Raw genomic sequence first — 17,894 nt, 5'->3', positions numbered from 1 at the left:
TGGTTTACCTGTATAGTGACATCCATTAAGCTTGACAGGAGCGGTCAAAAAACAAGCGATCTGGACCAGAAAGAACATAAACCTGTACTCGGATACTATAATATCAAACGTACTATATTTTAGTGTTAATAAAGGCTTAGCTGGGGGATATTGAGCTTTAATGGAACCGGAACTTTTTAAATATATCTGGAAACACAGCCGGAAAGACCAGATCAGTATCCTGGTTCTTGTACTGGTTTCCATGCCATTTTATTTCCTGTCCCTGGATCTGCCTAAAAGCATTATCAACAAGGCGGTCAGTTCTGAAGTTTTCTCGGACCCATCCGCGACCTTGCCGTTTATGCAATTTGAGCTGCCTTATGGGGAAGCACTTTTCGGTCATCCGGTTACACTCTTCGAAGGCTTTATGCTGACGCAACTTCCCCTGTTGCTTGCTCTATGCCTGTCCTTTCTGTCTCTTGTTCTGATCAATGGCGTCTTCAAATTTGTCATCAATACGCTTAAAGGCCGTCTGGGTGAACGGATGTTACGCCGTTTGCGCTATGAGTTGACGGATCGCATTCTTCGCTTTCCCGTTCTGCACAGCCGAAAAATAAAGCAGGCCGAGATCGCGACGATGATCAAGGACGAAGTCGAACCGCTTGGCGGGTTTATCGGCGATGCTTTTGTTACCCCGGTTTTTCTGGGCGGTCAGGCTCTGACAGCAATGATCTTTATTATGGTGCAAAGCTGGTGGCTCGGTCTGGTGGCCATGTCGATTGTGCTGGTACAGGCTTTTCTGATTCCCCGTTTGCGTAAACGTATTCTTACTCTGGGTCGTCAGCGCCAGATGACAGCGCGGGCTCTGGCCGGGCGGGTTGCAGAACTGGTTGAAGGGGCGATAGAGATTCAGTCCCACGATACGACCAACTACGAGCGGGCCGAAATTTCCAGCCGCTTGGGCAAGATTTTCTCGATCCGGTACGAGATCTATCAGCGCAAGTTTTTTGTGAAGTTTCTAAACAACCTTCTGGCCCAGATAACGCCCTTTATCTTTTATCTCGGTGGCGGATATCTGGTCATTACCGGGCAGTTTGAAATTGGTACCCTTGTGGCCGTTCTGGCTGCTTACAAGGATCTGCCTCCTCCTGTGAAAGACCTGATCAACTGGGATCAGCAACGCAATGATGTCCAGATCAAATATGAACAGGTGGCCGAACAGTTCCAGCCCCATGGTTTGATACTTTCCGAGATGCAACAGGCAGAAAAAGAGCGGGGTGAACCCCTGACGGGCAAGGTTGAAATCAGTAATCTGGGGCTGGTTGATGAAAACGAAAACCGACTCCTTGACACAATCAATGTTTCGTTCGGGGTCGGTCAGAATGTTGCCATTGTTGGTAATGCCGGCAGTGGCAAGGAATATCTGGGACTTATGCTGGCCAATCTGGTCCAGCCAAGTAACGGGTCGATCAAGATTGGTGGTAAGCCCCTGGTGAATTTACCATCTGCGATTACGGGACGGCGTCTTTCCTATGTCGGCCAGGATGCCTATCTTTTCCCGCTTTCGGTTCGGGATAACCTTTTTTATGGTCTGCGCAACTGGATGTTGAATGACAACATCACAGAGCCATTGGATCCCAAAGAAGTTGAACGTGAGCGGGCAGAAGCACTTCGGACAGGAAATACCATTCTCACACCAGATGGAGAATGGATTGACTACAAGATTGCCGGGATCGAAGACCAGACCAAATTGATAAACCGTGTGGTTGATGTGCTCCAGAAGGTTGACCTGGAGGAAGATGTTTATCGGTTTGGCCTGAGTGGGACAGTGGACGCTGAGTTTAGGCCGGAAATTGCCGAAAGTATCCTGGGGGCGCGGGTCGCCTTGAAAGAACACCTCAAGGTGATCGGGGCAGAAGATCTGGTTATTGCCTTTGATCCCGAAAGCTACAATAAGAACGCCACCCTTCGGGAAAATCTGCTTTTTGGAACGCCGCGCAAAAGTGATTATGCCGGGGATAGCCTTCTCTCCATGCCGATTCTGAGAGAAGCCGTACAAAAGGCGGAATTACGCGAACCTATTCTCAATATGGGTGTCTCGATCGCCCGAACCATGGTCGAACTTTTTACCGGGCTTCCACCGACACATCCATTTTTTGAACAATTCAGCTTTATTTCTGCAGATGATCTTCCTGATTTCGACAAGATCGTGAAGCGTGTTGATAAATCAGGACTTTCCGATCTGACAGAAGCGGACAGACAGTCTTTGATGTATCTGCCTTTTGACTATGTCGAGGCCCGTCATCGTCTTGGACTTGTGACGGAAGAAGTCGAGAGAAAAACCCTGGCTGCGCGGGCCATTCTTGCAGAGAAACTGGCGGCTAAAGATCCGGATGCCGTCGAGTTCTATGACCCCGATCGCTTTAACTCTGCTGCCAGCTTGCAGGATAATATCCTCTTTGGCCGCCTGGCCTATGGGCGAGCGGAAGCTGCAGAGACGATCGGGAGGGTGATTACAGAACTGCTGGATGAACTGGGACTGCGTTCCGATGTCATTGAGGTGGGGCTGGATTACAATGTCGGTGTCGGGGGCAAAAGATTAAGCGGTGTACAGCGCCAGAAACTGGCCATGGCCCGAAGCCTGATCAAGAATCCCGATTTGTTGATTCTCAACGAAGCTGCTGCTGTGCTGGATTCTCAAAGCCAGAACAAGTTGATACCAGCCATTATCCAGTCACAGGGAGATCGTGGCCTGGTCTGGACCCTGCAACGGGCCGAACTTGCGGTGCATTTCGATCAGGTCTTTGTGATGCAGAATGGCAGAATTGTCGAAAGTGGCGCCTACAGCGAATTGAGCACCAAGGGCAAAGTGCTGAAAAGCCTCATAGCTGCGGAATGATAAAGGAAAGATTGTTTTCAGATGTCGATTGAACAAGAAGTCGAAGCACTCAAGAGTATCCCGCTTTTTGCCAACATAGAGCCTTCGCGTCTCAAGCTGATGGCCTTTGCCAGCGAGCGTCTGGTATTCAAGCAGGGACAGGAGCTGTTCCATCAGGGAGATGCCGGGGATGCCGCCTATATCCTGATTGACGGCGATGCTGATGTCAGTGTTGATACGGATGCCGGTGCGCTGGTTGTTGCCAGTTTTGGGAAAAACGATTTTGTCGGCGAGATCGCGATCCTCTGTGATGTGCCTCGTACAGCCACTATTACAGCCAAGTCAGAGCTGATTACCCTCAAGATTACCAAAGAACTGTTTTTCAATATGGTGATGGACTTTCCCGAGATGGGAGTCGAGGTCATGCGTGTTCTGGCGCAGCGACTGGAACATACGACCAGCCGTCTGACCGAAGCCCGGAATGCCTTGCGTGAGAAAGGCTCTGCCTGATGAGCCTGTTTGCGGGATCCTGATCGGAGGAAACAGCCTTTCTGTACCTAAAGGTCGAGATCGACCAGATTGGGCACATGGTCAGATGGTTTCTCCCAGCTCCGGGTATCCTTGACAACTTCAAAGTGCTTGAGGTGAGGACGGAGAGCTTCGGTCGCAAGAATATGATCCAGTCGCCAGCCATAGTCCTTGGCAAAGGAAAGCTTGTATCGGTAACCCCACCAGCTGTAGAGAGGCTGTTCGGGAGGAACGAAATGCCGTCCGACATCGGTAAAGTCACCAGCAGCCTTTAAGCGGGCCATCAGCCCACTCTCTTGTGGCGTGTGCCCGACGGATTTCAAAAGTTTCTTGTGATTCCAGACATCTGTTTCCAGAGGTGCAACATTCAGGTCGCCAACCAGAATGACTTTTTCCTTGCGGATTGAAGGTTCTGCAGCCCAGGCAATCATTTCCTCAAGAAAAGAAAGCTTGTGTGCGAATTTGTCATTTTGTTCCGGATCCGGAACGGGTCCACCGGAAGGAACATAAAAATTGTGAACCTGTATGCCATTGGGCAGGGTTACCATGAGGTGTCGTCGGTCATCCTTGTCGCACCAGACTTTACGGTTGCTCGAGGAAATGCTGTTCCGGCAGAGAATTGCAACACCGTTGTAGCTTTTCTGTCCGTGAAAGAGAACAGTCTCATATCCCATTGATTTAATATCATCTTCCGGGAATTCGCTGTCTTGAACCTTGGTTTCCTGCAGACAGAGTACATCGGGTTGATGGCTGTCAGTAAAGGCTTTGAGATGCTCAAGTCGCTGGCGGAGAGAGTTGACATTCCATGTGGCAATACGTGTGGGCATAAAATGTTCCGGATGCGAAATTATATCATTCCATATTCGAAATGGTTTTGAATTATTCGTTTCGGATGGGAAATGACTGGGTTTTTATGACAGATCACGTCAATTTACTATCGTGAATCAGTTTGATAATCAAATATACCAAAAACTGACCCGAATGCAAAGAAAGGAACACCTGATTGGGGGGGTAACCAGGTGTTCCCGCTTCTTCGCAGAGTTTCAAGGAACCAGAGGGGGGATTCCAGTTCCCGAATACGTCGCCAAGAGTGAGGTAGGAGGCGACGTTATTCTAAGATAAGCTATCTAGTGGGGATTTCAACGGAGCTGTGGATAAAATTTACGTGTTAGGATTATTATCTCATAATTGTATGTAAAATAGGAAATAATGGTGTTGGTAATTACATCATTACCTTGTTTTTTGTCATAAATTCTTCGAGACTCCAGAGAAAATATGGCTTTTCCAGAAAAGCAGTTTTATATCAAGTCTAACCACGTTGGCCAGCACGGGCTCTTACTGCATCGCCAAAGGCTTTGAAGATTTTGGCAGAGACAGCATTTTCAACCGATTTATATTCTGGATGCCACTGGACACCCAGGACGAAAGAACGCTGCCGTGGAAGAGAAATCGCTTCGACGGTTCCATCAGCCGCCTGTGCATCAACCACAAGGCCATCTCCCAACTGATCAATTGCCTGATAGTGCAAGGAATTGACCTGGGCTTCACTCGCCTTGAGAATATCACTTAACAGGCAGCCATCCTGGATATCGATAGGATGGCTCGGGCCGTAGTCCACTTCCATTTCGTTGGTGTTTGGACTGCTGTGGTCCATCCGTCCCTCAATCTTATTGATTTGTGGATGCAGGCTTCCGCCCAGAGCGACATTAAGCTCCTGAAAGCCGCGACAGATCGCCAGAAGGGGAACTTCCTGGCGCAGGGCTTCCTGGATTAGAAGCAGTGTGGTTTCATCCCTCTGCAGATCGTAAGGTTCAGCGTCTTTGCTTGGGGCTTTGTTATAACGCTTGGGGAAAACGTTACTGGCGCTGCCCGTCAGCATAATGCCATCAAGCGTGGAAACCAGGCCTGGTATGTCGAGAAGCTCTCCCAGCGCGGGAATGACCAGGGGCATTGCTTCAACGGACAGGGAAACGGCCCTCAGATACTTGTCGTCCACGGCATGGAATGGTTTGGGAGTGTCACTTTTATGTACACAGGAAGAAACACCAACCAGAGGAAGGGCCAGAGGGAGGGAGCGTCGCGACATGTTTGCCTTGTGAGTATCGATTACTGAATAAACTGGAGAAGGATGTTAGAGCTTCTTTTTCTGGACGCAAGCCTTCTTGATAGACACAGATAATTTAATGAAATTTACTTGCCTGTTTTCTGACACTTCGCGTTAATCTCGGATGAACCCCACAGTTAGGCAAGAAATGGAAAACATAACAGAATCAGAGCTCTTTATCAGGGCGGGACTTGTCTTTGGCTGGTTGTTTCTGATTTTTTGGGCAGAACGCCGGTGGCCCTATGCCTCAAGAAAGAGGATACAAGCTGTCCGGTCTGTCGGGAAAGCTCTGTGGGAACAGATATTAACCCCGAGGATTAGGCGAAATCTGGGTTTGTGGCTTTGTAATACACTTCTTTCTCCACTGATCGTTTTGCCTCTTACCTACTGGGCAACAGCTTTACCTTGGAGCTGGCGCGAAGGTGTCTTTGGTGGGGCAGGTGGTTTGATCTTTGATCTGGTGTTTCTGGATTTCCTGATTTACTGGTGGCATCGCCTTAATCATGAGTTGCCGTTTTTGTGGCGTTTTCACGAAATCCATCATCTTGATAATCACCTCGATAGCACCTCGGCACTTCGCTTTCATTTTGGCGAGGTCCTGCTCTCGGCGCTGATGCGGGTTGGTTTTATCGTCTTGTTGGATATCCCGCTCTTTTCAGTTTTTGTGTTTGAAATCCTGCTTTTGTTTGGGACAATTTTTCATCATTCAAACTTGCAGATTCCCGCGACTTTTGAGCGAATTCTTTCGTCGATTGTTGTCACGCCCTCGATCCACTGGGTTCACCACCATGCCCTCAGGTCAGATACGGACAGTAATTACAGCACTGTATTGAGTATCTGGGACAGGGTCTTCAATTCCAGAAGCGCACAACCACGCTTTCCTGACATGCCAATTGGTGTCGAGGGAGCAAACGATAAAAACCTGCCTGCGTTGTTAATTCGTCCCTTCCGGATGAAAGAAAAGGCGGATAAATAATTATCCGCCTTTGGTATCTTGAGAGGAAAAAGGAACAGGGTAACCTGTTTATTTCGCAGTATTTTTACGCTTCATATCAAGGTCGTCAGTTTTGAAGACGGTTTCGTCAATCGGGTTGTCATAGAGCGGGTCAATCAAGGAAACCTGCGTTGTGATGCCTTGGGCGTCAACAACTTCCCATTTGCGCAGAGACAGAGGATTGTCGCTGAATAGCAGAGTCATCTGTGCTCCGTCAGACTCGCCTTCTGCGCGCAGTTCCAGCTGAACGGTACTGCTGGATTCCTGTGCCCGGAGAATCTGGATATCCTTGTGAAGTTCAACTTTTTCCCGGATGAGAAACCACAGGGGCGTTTTCCAAAGTGGCAGGTAGGTTGCCTGCTTCAGCTTTTTATCAAAGTAAAGAAGAGTCACGCCATTGGCTATCATCACAATCGGCACGGGATCATCATATTCAAACCGCATGCGTCCCGGACGCTCCAGAAACAGCTGTCCTTCAGCAAGGCTTCCCGTGCTGGAAACCTGGAGGAAGCGGGAGGAAACCGATTTAAGTTCGTTCAGATAGGCTTCAACCCGACGGACAATGGCAACCTCATCCGGAGACAATCCGCTCAGGTTGGTCTTTTCCTCCTGGGGAGTGTCTGTTGTCTCTGCCTGGACATTGGCCCCGTTGAACAGCACCAGTGGTAATGCCAGGGATAGAATGGCCAAGCCCTTGCGAAGCGTACTTCCAAGGAAACCTTGCGGTGACATTAATTCGGCTCGCGAGGCCAAGCCTTCTGGTGAAGTAAACAAAGTCTCTTCCTTAATTTTTGTCGACTTTTTCATCATACGGCCCTTTGGGGCATGATAAAGGCAGACAACAGTGTTTCTGCTATTGTCTGGTGGTTTGCAATACTACTCATCGCGGTCAGGGACAAGAACTTCACGCTTTCCGACATGGTTAGCCGAGGAAATCAGTCCCTCGTCTTCCATGCGTTCTATAATGGTCGCAGCACGGTTGTAACCGATCTGAAGTTGTCGCTGGACAAAACTGGTTGAGGCTTTGCGGCTTTTTATCACCACGGCAACTGCGCTGTCATAAAGTTCGTCACCCTTGTTGCCGTTCCCCCCGCTATAGGATCCGGTATCTCCATCGAAATCACCGGCTTCTCCTTCTTCTGCGGTGACGGATTCAATATAGCTTGGGCGGGCCTGTTTTTTAAGCCAGCCGACGACCTCTTCGACTTCTTCGTCTGTGACCAGAGGGCCGTGGACACGCTGGATCCTGCCACCTTGGCCCATATAGAGCATATCACCCTGGCCAAGCAGCTGTTCCGCACCCTGTTCGCCAAGAATGGTACGGCTGTCAATTTTAGAGGTCACATGGAAACTCACCCGGGTCGGGAAGTTGGCCTTGATTGTCCCCGTGATAACGTCAACCGAAGGCCGTTGTGTTGCCATCATGATATGAATGCCAGCGGCACGGGCCATCTGGGCCAATCGCTGAATAGCCCCTTCGATATCCTTACCCGCGACCAGCATGAGGTCTGCCATTTCGTCAACAACAACAACGATATAGGGTAGGGGGTTCATATCAAAGGGTTGCTCTTCGTGAATCGGCTGCCCGGTTTCCGGATCAAATCCGGTCTGGACTTTCCGGGTCAGAACCTCGCCGTTCTTACGGGCCTCTGCCATACGGGCATTGTATCCATCAATGTTCCTGACCCCGAGGCGGGACATGGCACGATAGCGATCCTCCATTTCCCGAACTGTCCATTTCAAGGCAACAACTGCTTTTTTGGGTTCTGTTACAACGGGCGCCAGCAGGTGGGGAATGTTGTCGTAGACTGACAGTTCCAGCATTTTCGGATCAATCATGATGAACTTGCATTCATCGGGCGTAAACCGATAGAGCAGGGACAAAATCATGGCGTTCACAGCCACAGATTTACCCGATCCTGTGGTTCCGGCGATCAGCAGATGGGGCATGCGGGCCAGATCAACAATCGAGGGATTTCCGCCAATATCCTTGCCGAGAATAATCGGCAGTTTGCTCTTGTCCTGTTCAAAATCCTTAGAGCCCATCAACTCTTGCAGGTACACGGTTTCCCTTTTGCTGTTGGGCAGCTCGATTCCAATTGTGCTGGAGCCGGGAACAACAGCGACCCTGACTGACAGAGCTGACATTGATCTGGCGATGTCATCGGCCAGGCCGACAACGCGGCTGGTTTTGGTTCCCGGTGCTGGTTCAAGTTCATAAAGCGTGACGACAGGACCGGGCCGGATGGTGACGATCTCGCCGCGCACGCCAAAATCCTCAAGCACTGTTTCCAGGAGGCGGGCGTTTTTTTCCAGAGCATCCTTGCCCAGACGGTCTTTACCGATGTTCTCGGGGGGCAGGTTGAGCATCGAGATTGGCGGGAGTTCATATTCGCCGTCATTTTTTCCAAGATTAAGGCGGCCCTGTTCTTCAGCCTTAACACGTTTGCTGGGTTGCGGCGTTTTCAGCGGGGTCTCCACCCGTGAGGGTGTCGGGGTTTTCCCTTCAAGAACAGGTTCAAGCCGGTCTTGCTGTGCACGCTTTCTGATCGCCTTGTCCCGTTTCCTGCGGATGGTCAGCTGCTGGTCATTTTCGGTGGCAGAGTCATCTTCGTCCTGGCGTTGTACCAGATCCCGGATTTTGACAAGAGAGAGCAGTCCCCGGCCGAAACTGCGGAAAATCTGTTTCCACTCACCACCTTTCAAGGCGGCAGCATAGGCAAAACAGGGCAAGGCGGGAGCAAGTGCGATAAGGGCAATGATTCCTGAGGGAAGTTTGCTAAAGGCGGTAATCTCTTTCAGGATAATGACACCAAGTGTTCCGCCGAGACTGCTCGTCTGGCCTTGGCCCAGCCAACCAACTGCACCGGGCAAGGCTGCACAACTGAGAGAGAGGCAGGCCAGCAACAGGGGGATGAGCAGAATACGCAACCAGACTTTTTTCAGGCTGTGATCCTTGAAGCAGCGCCAGCACCATGCGGCCAGAATCAGAGGCAAGACATAGACCGAAAGGCCGAGAAAGGGCAGCAGAAAACTGGCAGTATTTGCTCCGGCTAATCCAAGCAGGTTGGAAACGGGCCCATCAGAGGCCCGGTTAAAACCGGGATCGTTTGCATCATAGGATAGAAAGGCAAGTGTCAGGGAAATTGCGAGAAGCAGAAAAGCCAAGCCTGTCAGTTCAATCAGACGATGGCGGAAAAACAGCCCTGTGCCATCCGGTAACAGTTGTACTCGGCCGGTTTTGCTGGAGCGGTTCATTAAAGAGCCCCCGCTATCTTGTCTGTTGGGGCCTTTTCAGTCTTTTCTTTTGTTGCCGTCTGATCTGGTGCGAGCACATTCCGGATTGTCTCTAATGCCACTGCTGTCAATTCAGGGTCATATACCAGAGCCAATCGGATATAACGGTCACCGGGATTGAAGCCGTTTTCGCCCCGATGACCCATAAAAGCTCCGGGCAGAACCCGGATACCCGCTTCACGCCAGAGCGTTTCCGCAGCAGCTACGCCATTGCCAACGTCCAGCCACAGGCAAAAGCCGCCAGACGGAATCTCAACCGGAAAAACCGGTCCCAGTATTTTCTGGGCCAGGCTGAAGTTTTTCTGGTAGAGCGCGCGGTTTTTCTCCACATGCTCTTCGTCTTGCCAGAGTCTGGTTCCTGCAGCCTGGACAGGGAGGGGAACACCGGCTCCCCCCACCTGGCAGGTGGTATTAATCATGGAGATCCATTTCTCATCACCAGCGATAAACCCGCAACGCAAGCCAGCAGCGCTGGAGCGTTTGGACAGGGAGTGGAAGACCAGAACATTGGATAGATCGCCACCCATTTCTGCGAGGATTTCAAGCGCTGAAGGGGGAGGGGTCTCACTGTAGATTTCGGCGTAACACTCATCAAAGGCGACGACAAAGTCATATTTACGGGCGAGAAGAATCAGTTCTTTGATTTTTTCGGGGCTGGCAACCGCTCCCTCAGGATTTGACGGACTGCACAGAACACAAAGTGCTGTGCGTGCAAGGATTTCTGCCGGGAGGCTGGTGTAGTCCGGCAGATAACCGCTGGCCTTTGTTGCAACAGAGGTTACTACCTCTGCGCCCGCGGCTGCGGCGGCACCAGTATAGACATGGTAACAGGGGTTGGGCATGAGAAACACCGGGGCAGGCTTGCCGGGTTCAGCCATTGGGAGAACGGTCAAGGCTGTAAAGAACAACCCTTCGCGGGTTCCTGGAACCGCCAACAGGTGACGCGCAGAGTCGATCATAGTCTCAGGCAAGTGGTACCGTTTTTCGAGCCATTTCTTTGAAGCACCAAGATAATCCTCGCTGCCTTTTGACAGTGGATAGCGCGACCAGCCAGCAGAAGCCTTGGCGATTTCTTCAGCGACAAAAGCCGGGGGCTGTGTCTGGGGTTCGCCAATTGAGAGGTTGATCGGCTTGCCGTTTGCCAAAGGGGATTGCCCCGCGGGGTATTTATCAAGAAGTGCGCGCAACCGGGTGAAGGGATGAAATTCCTGGAGTTTCTGGCGATCAACAAAGTGCTGGGTAATCACGGCAGCAGTAACCTCTGGCTGGTGGATTCTTGTCATTTGGCCGGCTGAAGCGGAGGGCAGCAGCCTTGTGGTCTATCTAGATAACAATTCGGGCTGGAACGTGGCTAGTGAAAAGAAATCTTTCTGCTGATTGAACAGAAATAATCTACAAACAGATCGCGCATAAAAAGACCGCCTGTTGCACAGAGCAACAGGCGGCAAGTAAAGACCCTGCGGGGAAAGAGCTTCGGATTGCGGTCAGCAGGGCCTGTGGGGAGAAACACCTTGGGTTAAATCCGGGGCAAGAAACCCGATGGAAATAACTGACCGGTGTCTCTGGTGGCCTTTCCGCAAGCGGAGCCGCCACCAAAGAAGTAAATATCTAGAGTAACTTCTGTGACCCGCGGCCAAACTCGGGATAGGCTTCCAGTCCGAGTTCGCTTAGATCAAGACCGTTGTATTCTTCTTCTTCGGTGACACGAATACCGACGGTGTGTTTCAGGATGAGCCATACGGCTGAGCTGCAGACAATTGTGAAGCCGCCAATGGCAATAATACCGGTGATCTGGGCGATAACGGTGCCTGACCCAAAGATGCCGACTGCAAGTGTGCCCCAGATGCCGCCAAAGAGATGAACGGGGATGGCTCCGACAACGTCATCAATTTTCAGGGCGTCTAGCAGTGGTACGGTAAAGACAACAATCGCGCCACCGACACCACCGATGATGATTGCGGTATAGGCATGGGCAACGTCGGGGCCGGCAGTGATCGATACCAATCCGGCGAGAGCGCCGTTGAGGGCCATGGTCAGGTCAATTTTTTTATAAAGCAGCTGAGTCAGGGCCATGGCAACCACCACACCAGCGGCCGCCGCCATATTGGTGTTGACGAATACAATGGCCATGGCAACGGCATCACTTGCTGATCCAAGGGCCAGTTGTGAACCACCGTTAAAGCCGAACCAGCCCATCCAGAGGATAAAGGTACCCAGTGTTGCAAGGGGCAGGTTTGAACCAGGGATTGGTTTGACGCGACCTTCGAGAGAGAATTTTCCTGTACGGGCGCCCAGGATAACCGCCCCTGTGAGTGCTGCCCAGCCACCAACGGAGTGAACAATGCTAGAACCGGCAAAATCACTGAAACCAAGCGCGGATAACCAGCCGCCCCCCCAGCTCCAGGAAGCCTGGATCGGATAGATAACCGCAGTGAGCAGGGCGATAAATGTCATGAAGGGCCAGAATTTGATGCGCTCTGCCAGGGTGCCGGAAACGATCGAGGCGGTTGCGGCTACAAATACCATCTGGAAAAACCAGTCAGACATGACCGAGTAGCCGTTGGTAGTTACGGCTGCGATCATTTCCTCTGTTGTTTCCTCGGCTGAAAGCAGGGCGAATTCTTCGGCACTGGAATCATAGAAAAACGAGAAGGTTCCGAGAAGACCATTTTCTCCGACACCGACATAAAGCAGATTGTAGCCGATAAGATAAAACATCAGCCCGGCAACGGAATAGAGGGCAATATTCTTAAGGCAGATTGCCGCCGTGTTTTTACTGCGGACCAGCCCGGCTTCCAGCATGGCGAAACCGGCAGCCATCCACATGACGAGAGCGCCGTTTACCAAAAAGGAGAAAGTGTTGAATACAAAGGAAGTTTCTTCGCTTATGGCAGCCTGGGCGGGCATGCTGGTCAACAGGAATGCCGCCAGGGGGAGCGTGTAAGCGGCCATTTTTTTACAGTTTTTTTTGCAGGGATTTATTTTGCTGGTCATTGGTTTTTTCATCCTTAAGCGTTCTGGGCTTTGAGACTCTATAACCAAGAAACGTGCCAACTTTTTATAATCGATTATAATTGTTATATATCAGTATGTTAGTTGAATTTATCCTTCTTGGCCTCTGCATCGGTTTTGTGCGTTGCACAAAATGCCAGCTCAAAAAATAGGCAACTTCACAACATTGATTAATAAATGTGCATATTTTCTTGGCCCTGAAAATATAACGAAGAGGGCAGTTGGGGAAATTATATTTATCTATCTGTTATAATTGTATTATCTGAAAATTATCTAAATGATTCTGCCTGAGGCATAATAGCGGCCTTGGATACATTCGACAGTTTTCGGTTTGTTGTGAGTTTATTTCAATGGGGACAAGGTCAGCTTGAGTGTGTCGAGCCTCGAAAGCAATGCCAAGAGAGCCGAACTTTTGGCAAAGTGTCCTTTTCATTTATTCCGGTGCATTTTATAGAGGAAGGGTCCATATCACTAAAGCCGGGATCGCTTGGTATAAATGTGGTGTTTCAATGGGCCTTTGACAAAATCTGGGACAGGGTATGTCTGAAAAAGATCTTGCTGTAGAAGTACTTGTTGTTGGTGGAGGGCTGGTTGGCCTCACACTTGGGGTGGCATTGGCAACGGCCGGGCTGGAGGTGGCTGTTGTTGATCGAGAGGCACCGGGCAATCAAAAGGCGGCCCCTTTTGATGGACGGTCTTCGGCTATTGCTCTGGGTTCCCAGCGGGTCTTTGATCAGGTGGGGCTGTGGCAGGGGATGTCCTGGGCAGCTGAAGCAATCCGGCATATCGAGATCACAGATGGTCAGATAGATCGTGGTGCTTCGCCGCTTTCCATGTCTTATGATTTTAGTGAAGTTGGCAACGTGCCTATGGGCTGGATCGTTGAGAACCGGGCCATTCGTCTCGCAACTCACGAAAAAGCAGCCAACCTGACCAATCTTCATCATCTTGCACCGCATAGTCTTGCTCTGCTTGAGCGAAGCAAGCGTGGGGTGAGTGCCCAACTGGACGATGGGCGCAATCTGAGGGCTGGCCTTGTCATCGGAGCTGATGGACGCAATTCGCAATTGCGTAAAGAAGCGGGCATCAAAGTCGCAGAGACTGACTATCACCAAAACGGTATCGTCTGTACGGTTGTGCACGAGAAACCGCATAATGGCGTGGCCTTTGAACATTTTCTGCCCTCAGGCCCCTTTGCTCTTCTGCCCCTGCCAGACAGTGAAGAAGGTGTGCACCGATCTTCTTTGGTCTGGTCCGAGAAACGAGAGCTGGTTAATGATTATCTTGCGCTGGATAATGAGGCTTTTGCTGCAGAGTTGCATCGACGGTTTGGTCAGGCGCTGGGAGATTTCACGGTTACGGATATGCGCTGGTCCTATCCACTGAGCTCTTTACATGCCGAGCGCTATACTGATTTGCGCCTGGCTCTTGTTGGTGATTCTGCTCATGGCATGCATCCAATTGCGGGGCAGGGCCTGAATCTGGGGCTGCGGGACGTGGCAGCTTTGGCCGAGGTTATTGTCGATGCACGTCGGGTTGGTCTGGATATCGGTTCCGCCCAGGTTCTTGAAGACTACGCTCGCTGGCGGCGTTTTGATAATGTGCTGTTGCTGGGGGCGATGGATGGTCTGGTCAAGCTTTTCTCTAATGATCTGGCGCCCCTGCGCATTGCGCGGGATCTTGGGCTTGCAACGGTAGACAAACTTCCGCCGGTCAAACGACTTTTTATGAAACATGCAATGGGTATTGTCGGGGACCTGCCACGTCTGATGCGCGGAGAAGGCCTCTAGTTTGAGGGGAAGCCACAAATTTGCCCGAGTTGCTTTCTATGATTGAAGTATTGGTCCATTTGTCATGATCTTTCTTGTTGGAAACAAATATGCGGCCTGCGCAAGAAGTTTCAGGGCAACAGATACCTTTTTCGGGTGGTGTGTAGTGGTTGGAGAGAAATCCATGCGACAGGGGTTTTTGTCGAAAATAAAGCCGTGGCGACAACTCGCTGCAGCAATACTACTGGTCTTTATTCCCGTGGCTGCTGTGCAAGCTGCGGGTGATTCAGTAATTGCCCAAGGCGGTGACGGAGAGGTCTTTTTTGCAGCTTTACCCGAAGGCTGGCATGCGCTGCCCCGGGCTACTGAACAGCAGCAGACGACTGCGGAATGGTTGCCGCCGGGACAGCATGTCGAGAACTGGACCAACATGATCACTGTTCAGGTCTTTCCTGGTTGGGCCGGGGGCGATGTCGATGACTTCCTCAACGAACTTGCAGAGATTTACGGCCAGAATTGCGAGGCCAGTGGGGCAACGCCGCCCCTGAAAGATCAGGTAAATGGTTTTCCTACCGGATTCAGGTTGATTAACTGCACCCGGGATCTGACGCGCAACACTGGTGAAGTTGCCCTGTTCCGGGCCACAGTCGGTCGCAATGCCTTGTATCTGATTCAGCATGTTTTCCGGGTGCCTGAATTTGAAGTCGGGGCCCAGCCTGTAACCGAAAACGCGATGCGGGCTGCTTTTGAGGGTATCAGAACCGGATGGGCATGCCACAAGGGATCTACCCAACAGTCCTGCCCTCCTGAATGGCTTCCTGTGTTATCACAGCTCGACGGCAAGCCTTCCGTCGTGGTGATTCGAGCCCCTCAATAGATAGAATGTGACAGGGAGAAAAGGCTTTTGGGTGGCTTAACTCCCTGGCGGGATTTTTTAATTGCGAAACGCCATTACGGGTCTCGTGAAAGGCCTTTTGCGGACAACTCATCCAGATATTTTTGCCAGAGATCCTGCTGATTACATGCCAGCTTGTAGAGGTACTGCCAGGAATAGATGCCGCTGTCGTGCAGGTCGTCGAAAGTCAGCCTAATGGCATAGTTGCCAACCTGTTCTATCTTGATAATCCCAACCATGCGACGCCCTGAAAGAGTCTGTTTTTGGCTGGGATGATGTCCCTGTACTTCTGCAGAAGGGCTTTCTACCCTGAGGAATTCGGCAGGCAAGGTAAAGCTTTCACCGTTATCAAAGGTGATCTCCAGGGCCCGCGCATCTGATTTATAGCGGATGTCAGTCGGCCAGTGTTCAGTATTGAAAGACTGGGCGTTTTCTTCCTTGATCGAACGGCTCATGTGCTAAATTCTTCTGTGGGTTGCCTGCTGGTGAGCTTATGCAGATGTTTGTTCCAGGGGGCGGGCTTCATCTGCAAGCATGATCGGAATACCTTCACGGATCGGGTAGGCCAGTTTGGCCTGACGCGAGATCAGCTCGTTATTGGCGCTATCATACTCTAGAGGTCCTTTGGTGACGGGACAAACAAGGATTTCAAGCAGTTTTCTATCAACACGCGGGTCGTCGCTCATGCTGTGCTCCATTTATTCTTTGATTCAGCTGGTTCTGTGAGTTTTCTACTCTGGAATTCGGCATTACAGAAACAATTATTGTGTCGCAAGCTTCTGGTTTTTCTGGTGAATGGCCATATCCATGATCGTTTCCATAACCTCAGAGCGTTCAGACAGGGTCTGGGCCTCAAGTATGGCCTGCTTTTCAGCTGCGGAAAAGGGACAAATCATTGCCAGTGTGTTGACCAGGCGACTGTTTTCTGTGTGTTCGATTGCTTTCCAGTCGGCATTGATGCTGTTGATTTCAAAATAGCTTTCCAGACATTTGAGCAAGCGGGTGCGATCGACTATTTCTGCGCCGTTTTCCTCGATATCACCTCGAAAGTTGCTGTAGTCACAACGGGCTTGCCTGAAGCCGAAGGGGTGGTTGGTCTCTTTGGCTATCCTAAAGCGGATTAATCCCTGCAGGGATATAAGATAGCGTCCGTCATCTGTTTCCATAAAGGAGGTAATACGTCCCAGACAGCCAATATTGTACAGGCTTGCAGTGCCTTCATCTTTGCTTTCTTCGCAGGGTTGAATCATGCCGATACAGCGTGCCTGGCTCAGGGCGTGATCAACCATCGTAAGGTAACGGGGTTCAAAGACATTGAGGGGCAGGGTGCCACCGGGAAGCAAGAGTGCCCCTGTGAGAGGAAAAAGCGGAATATCCTCTGGAAGCTTACTGTACTTCGGGTCAAAAAAACCACGTGTCATATTTGGTTCCCAATGGTGGCAGGCACGCCCTTGTTGTTCACGCCTCAGCTGAAGAGTATGGCTGCCAGCCTGCTGCGGGCTTTAACAGTCATCGGGTCTTTCATCCCCCAGGCTTCAAAATATTTTAACAGCTGGACCTTTGCCGCATCTTCATTCCAGCTGCGGTCTGTTTTGATGATATAGAGAAGATGATCTGCAGCCTCCTCCCGGTTATCTTCGGCCTGAAGTGCCTGTGCCAGTTCGTATCTTGCCTGGTTATCAGAGGGGTTCTGTTCAATCTTTCTACGCAACTCCAGAACAGCTGCACTATCAAGAGACTGAGCAGCAAGTTCAAGTTTTGTAATAATAGCAGAGAATTCAGGCTTGGTCTTGATTTCCTCTGGGAGTTGCTCAAAAAAATCGCGGGCTTCATCCGTCATTTTAGCGGCAAGCTGGCTGTGCAGCAGCCCGGCAAGGGCGGCTTCGTTTTCCGGGAAATGTTCCAAAATCTGGCTGTAAATGGCAATGGCTGCCAAGGCATCGTCGTTTTCCAGAGCCAATGCTGCCTGTTCCAGAGCATCGGCGAGCGGATCAGCTTTTTCAGCGCCAGTTTTTTTGATCAGCTGCTCGATGAACTGGGTAAGCTGACTTGGGGGCAAGGCGCCGTTAAAGCCATCAACAGGCTGGCCCTGATAAAAAGCATAGACGGTTGGTACAGACTGGACACGAAGTTGAGAGGCCAGCATCTGGTTTTCATCAATATTGATTTTGACCAGCTTGACAGCACCTTTGGCTGCAAGAACGGCGCTTTCAAGCGCAGGCATCATTTGCTTGCACGGTCCGCACCAGGGGGCCCAGAAATCAACCAGGACCGGTTGATCCATTGATGCCTTTACTACGTCCTGAGCAAACTCCTGTTGATTGGAATCCTTAATAAGATCAGCTTTTGGAGCGGGAGAGTCGCCAATTAGTGTTTCCATGGTGCCGTCGTCCGTGACTTCTGGTGTGTTAAATCAAACGAGAGAGAATCTGCCAGCC

Annotated in this window: 15 protein-coding genes; 5 read left to right on the top strand and 10 right to left on the bottom strand. The window is 50.8% G+C overall.

Annotated elements, in window-relative coordinates; translation table 11 throughout:
• Positions 1–160: 160 nt before the first annotated feature.
• Together O4H49_RS10155 and O4H49_RS10150 are read left to right on the top strand one after the other, a co-directional pair.
• Positions 161–2,878, top strand: coding sequence for an ATP-binding cassette domain-containing protein (locus tag O4H49_RS10155; protein WP_269423322.1), 2,718 nt, complete (start codon positions 161–163; stop codon positions 2,876–2,878).
• A 21-nt stretch (positions 2,879–2,899) separates the two neighbouring features.
• Positions 2,900–3,367 (top strand): cyclic nucleotide-binding domain-containing protein, encoded by a 468-nt coding sequence (locus O4H49_RS10150; RefSeq protein WP_269423321.1) that lies wholly within the window; start codon positions 2,900–2,902, stop codon positions 3,365–3,367.
• Positions 3,368–3,414: 47 nt separating this feature from the next.
• On the opposite strand, the gene xth is transcribed toward O4H49_RS10150, so the two are convergent.
• Positions 3,415–4,212, bottom strand: a complete 798-nt coding sequence (gene xth / locus O4H49_RS10145; protein WP_269423320.1) for an exodeoxyribonuclease III — start codon at positions 4,210–4,212, stop codon at positions 3,415–3,417.
• Between the two features lie 482 nt (positions 4,213–4,694).
• Complete coding sequence (locus O4H49_RS10140) at positions 4,695–5,471, bottom strand: gamma-glutamyl-gamma-aminobutyrate hydrolase family protein (protein ID WP_269423319.1); 777 nt, start codon at positions 5,469–5,471, stop codon at positions 4,695–4,697.
• Between the two features lie 166 nt (positions 5,472–5,637).
• Between O4H49_RS10140 and O4H49_RS10135 the strand changes: the two genes are divergently transcribed.
• On the top strand, positions 5,638–6,465 hold the full coding sequence (locus tag O4H49_RS10135) for a sterol desaturase family protein (protein WP_269423318.1): 828 nt from the start codon (positions 5,638–5,640) through the stop codon (positions 6,463–6,465).
• Between the two features lie 48 nt (positions 6,466–6,513).
• On the opposite strand, the gene O4H49_RS10130 is transcribed toward O4H49_RS10135, so the two are convergent.
• From O4H49_RS10130 to amt, 4 genes are all read right to left on the bottom strand, one after another.
• Positions 6,514–7,257, bottom strand: a complete 744-nt coding sequence (locus tag O4H49_RS10130) for a LolA family protein (protein ID WP_269423317.1) — start codon at positions 7,255–7,257, stop codon at positions 6,514–6,516.
• 102 nt (positions 7,258–7,359) lie between these two features.
• Complete coding sequence (locus O4H49_RS10125) at positions 7,360–9,741, bottom strand: DNA translocase FtsK (RefSeq protein ID WP_269423316.1); 2,382 nt, start codon at positions 9,739–9,741, stop codon at positions 7,360–7,362.
• Positions 9,741–11,063: an aminotransferase class I/II-fold pyridoxal phosphate-dependent enzyme gene (locus tag O4H49_RS10120; RefSeq protein ID WP_269423315.1), complete on the bottom strand. Its 1,323-nt coding sequence runs from the start codon at positions 11,061–11,063 to the stop codon at positions 9,741–9,743. Before O4H49_RS10120 ends, O4H49_RS10125 begins: the two co-directional genes overlap by 1 nt.
• 325 nt (positions 11,064–11,388) lie before the next feature.
• A complete protein-coding gene (gene amt, locus O4H49_RS10115) occupies positions 11,389–12,774 on the bottom strand; it encodes an ammonium transporter (protein ID WP_269423314.1) in 1,386 nt (461 codons plus the stop codon).
• Between the two features lie 557 nt (positions 12,775–13,331).
• Here amt and O4H49_RS10110 point away from each other — a divergent pair.
• Both O4H49_RS10110 and O4H49_RS10105 read left to right on the top strand, forming a co-directional pair.
• On the top strand, positions 13,332–14,582 hold the full coding sequence (locus tag O4H49_RS10110) for a UbiH/UbiF/VisC/COQ6 family ubiquinone biosynthesis hydroxylase (protein ID WP_269423313.1): 1,251 nt from the start codon (positions 13,332–13,334) through the stop codon (positions 14,580–14,582).
• 163 nt (positions 14,583–14,745) lie between these two features.
• Positions 14,746–15,438, top strand: a complete 693-nt coding sequence (locus O4H49_RS10105; protein ID WP_269423312.1) for a hypothetical protein — start codon at positions 14,746–14,748, stop codon at positions 15,436–15,438.
• Positions 15,439–15,512: 74 nt separating this feature from the next.
• Here O4H49_RS10105 and O4H49_RS10100 read toward each other — a convergent pair whose 3' ends face one another.
• The 4 genes from O4H49_RS10100 to trxA form a co-directional block, all read right to left on the bottom strand.
• Entirely contained in the window at positions 15,513–15,911 is a 399-nt protein-coding gene (locus O4H49_RS10100; RefSeq protein WP_269423311.1) for a DUF971 domain-containing protein, read from the bottom strand.
• A gap of 36 nt (positions 15,912–15,947) precedes the next feature.
• A complete protein-coding gene (locus tag O4H49_RS10095) occupies positions 15,948–16,142 on the bottom strand; it encodes a Trm112 family protein (RefSeq protein WP_269423310.1) in 195 nt (64 codons plus the stop codon).
• Between the two features lie 75 nt (positions 16,143–16,217).
• The gene (locus O4H49_RS10090; protein WP_269423309.1) at positions 16,218–16,877 is read right to left on the bottom strand and encodes an LON peptidase substrate-binding domain-containing protein; all 660 of its coding nucleotides are present in this window, start codon (positions 16,875–16,877) and stop codon (positions 16,218–16,220) included.
• Between the two features lie 44 nt (positions 16,878–16,921).
• Positions 16,922–17,836, bottom strand: coding sequence for a thioredoxin (trxA, locus tag O4H49_RS10085; RefSeq protein WP_269423308.1), 915 nt, complete (start codon positions 17,834–17,836; stop codon positions 16,922–16,924).
• Between the last annotated feature and the right edge of the window lie 58 nt (positions 17,837–17,894).

Origin of the sequence: Kiloniella laminariae (genome assembly GCF_027214005.1) — a bacterium.
Classification (GTDB): domain Bacteria; phylum Pseudomonadota; class Alphaproteobacteria; order Kiloniellales; family Kiloniellaceae; genus Kiloniella; species Kiloniella laminariae_A.
Note: the sequence above shows the minus strand (reverse complement) of the source record. Positions and strands in the feature narration are given on the sequence as shown.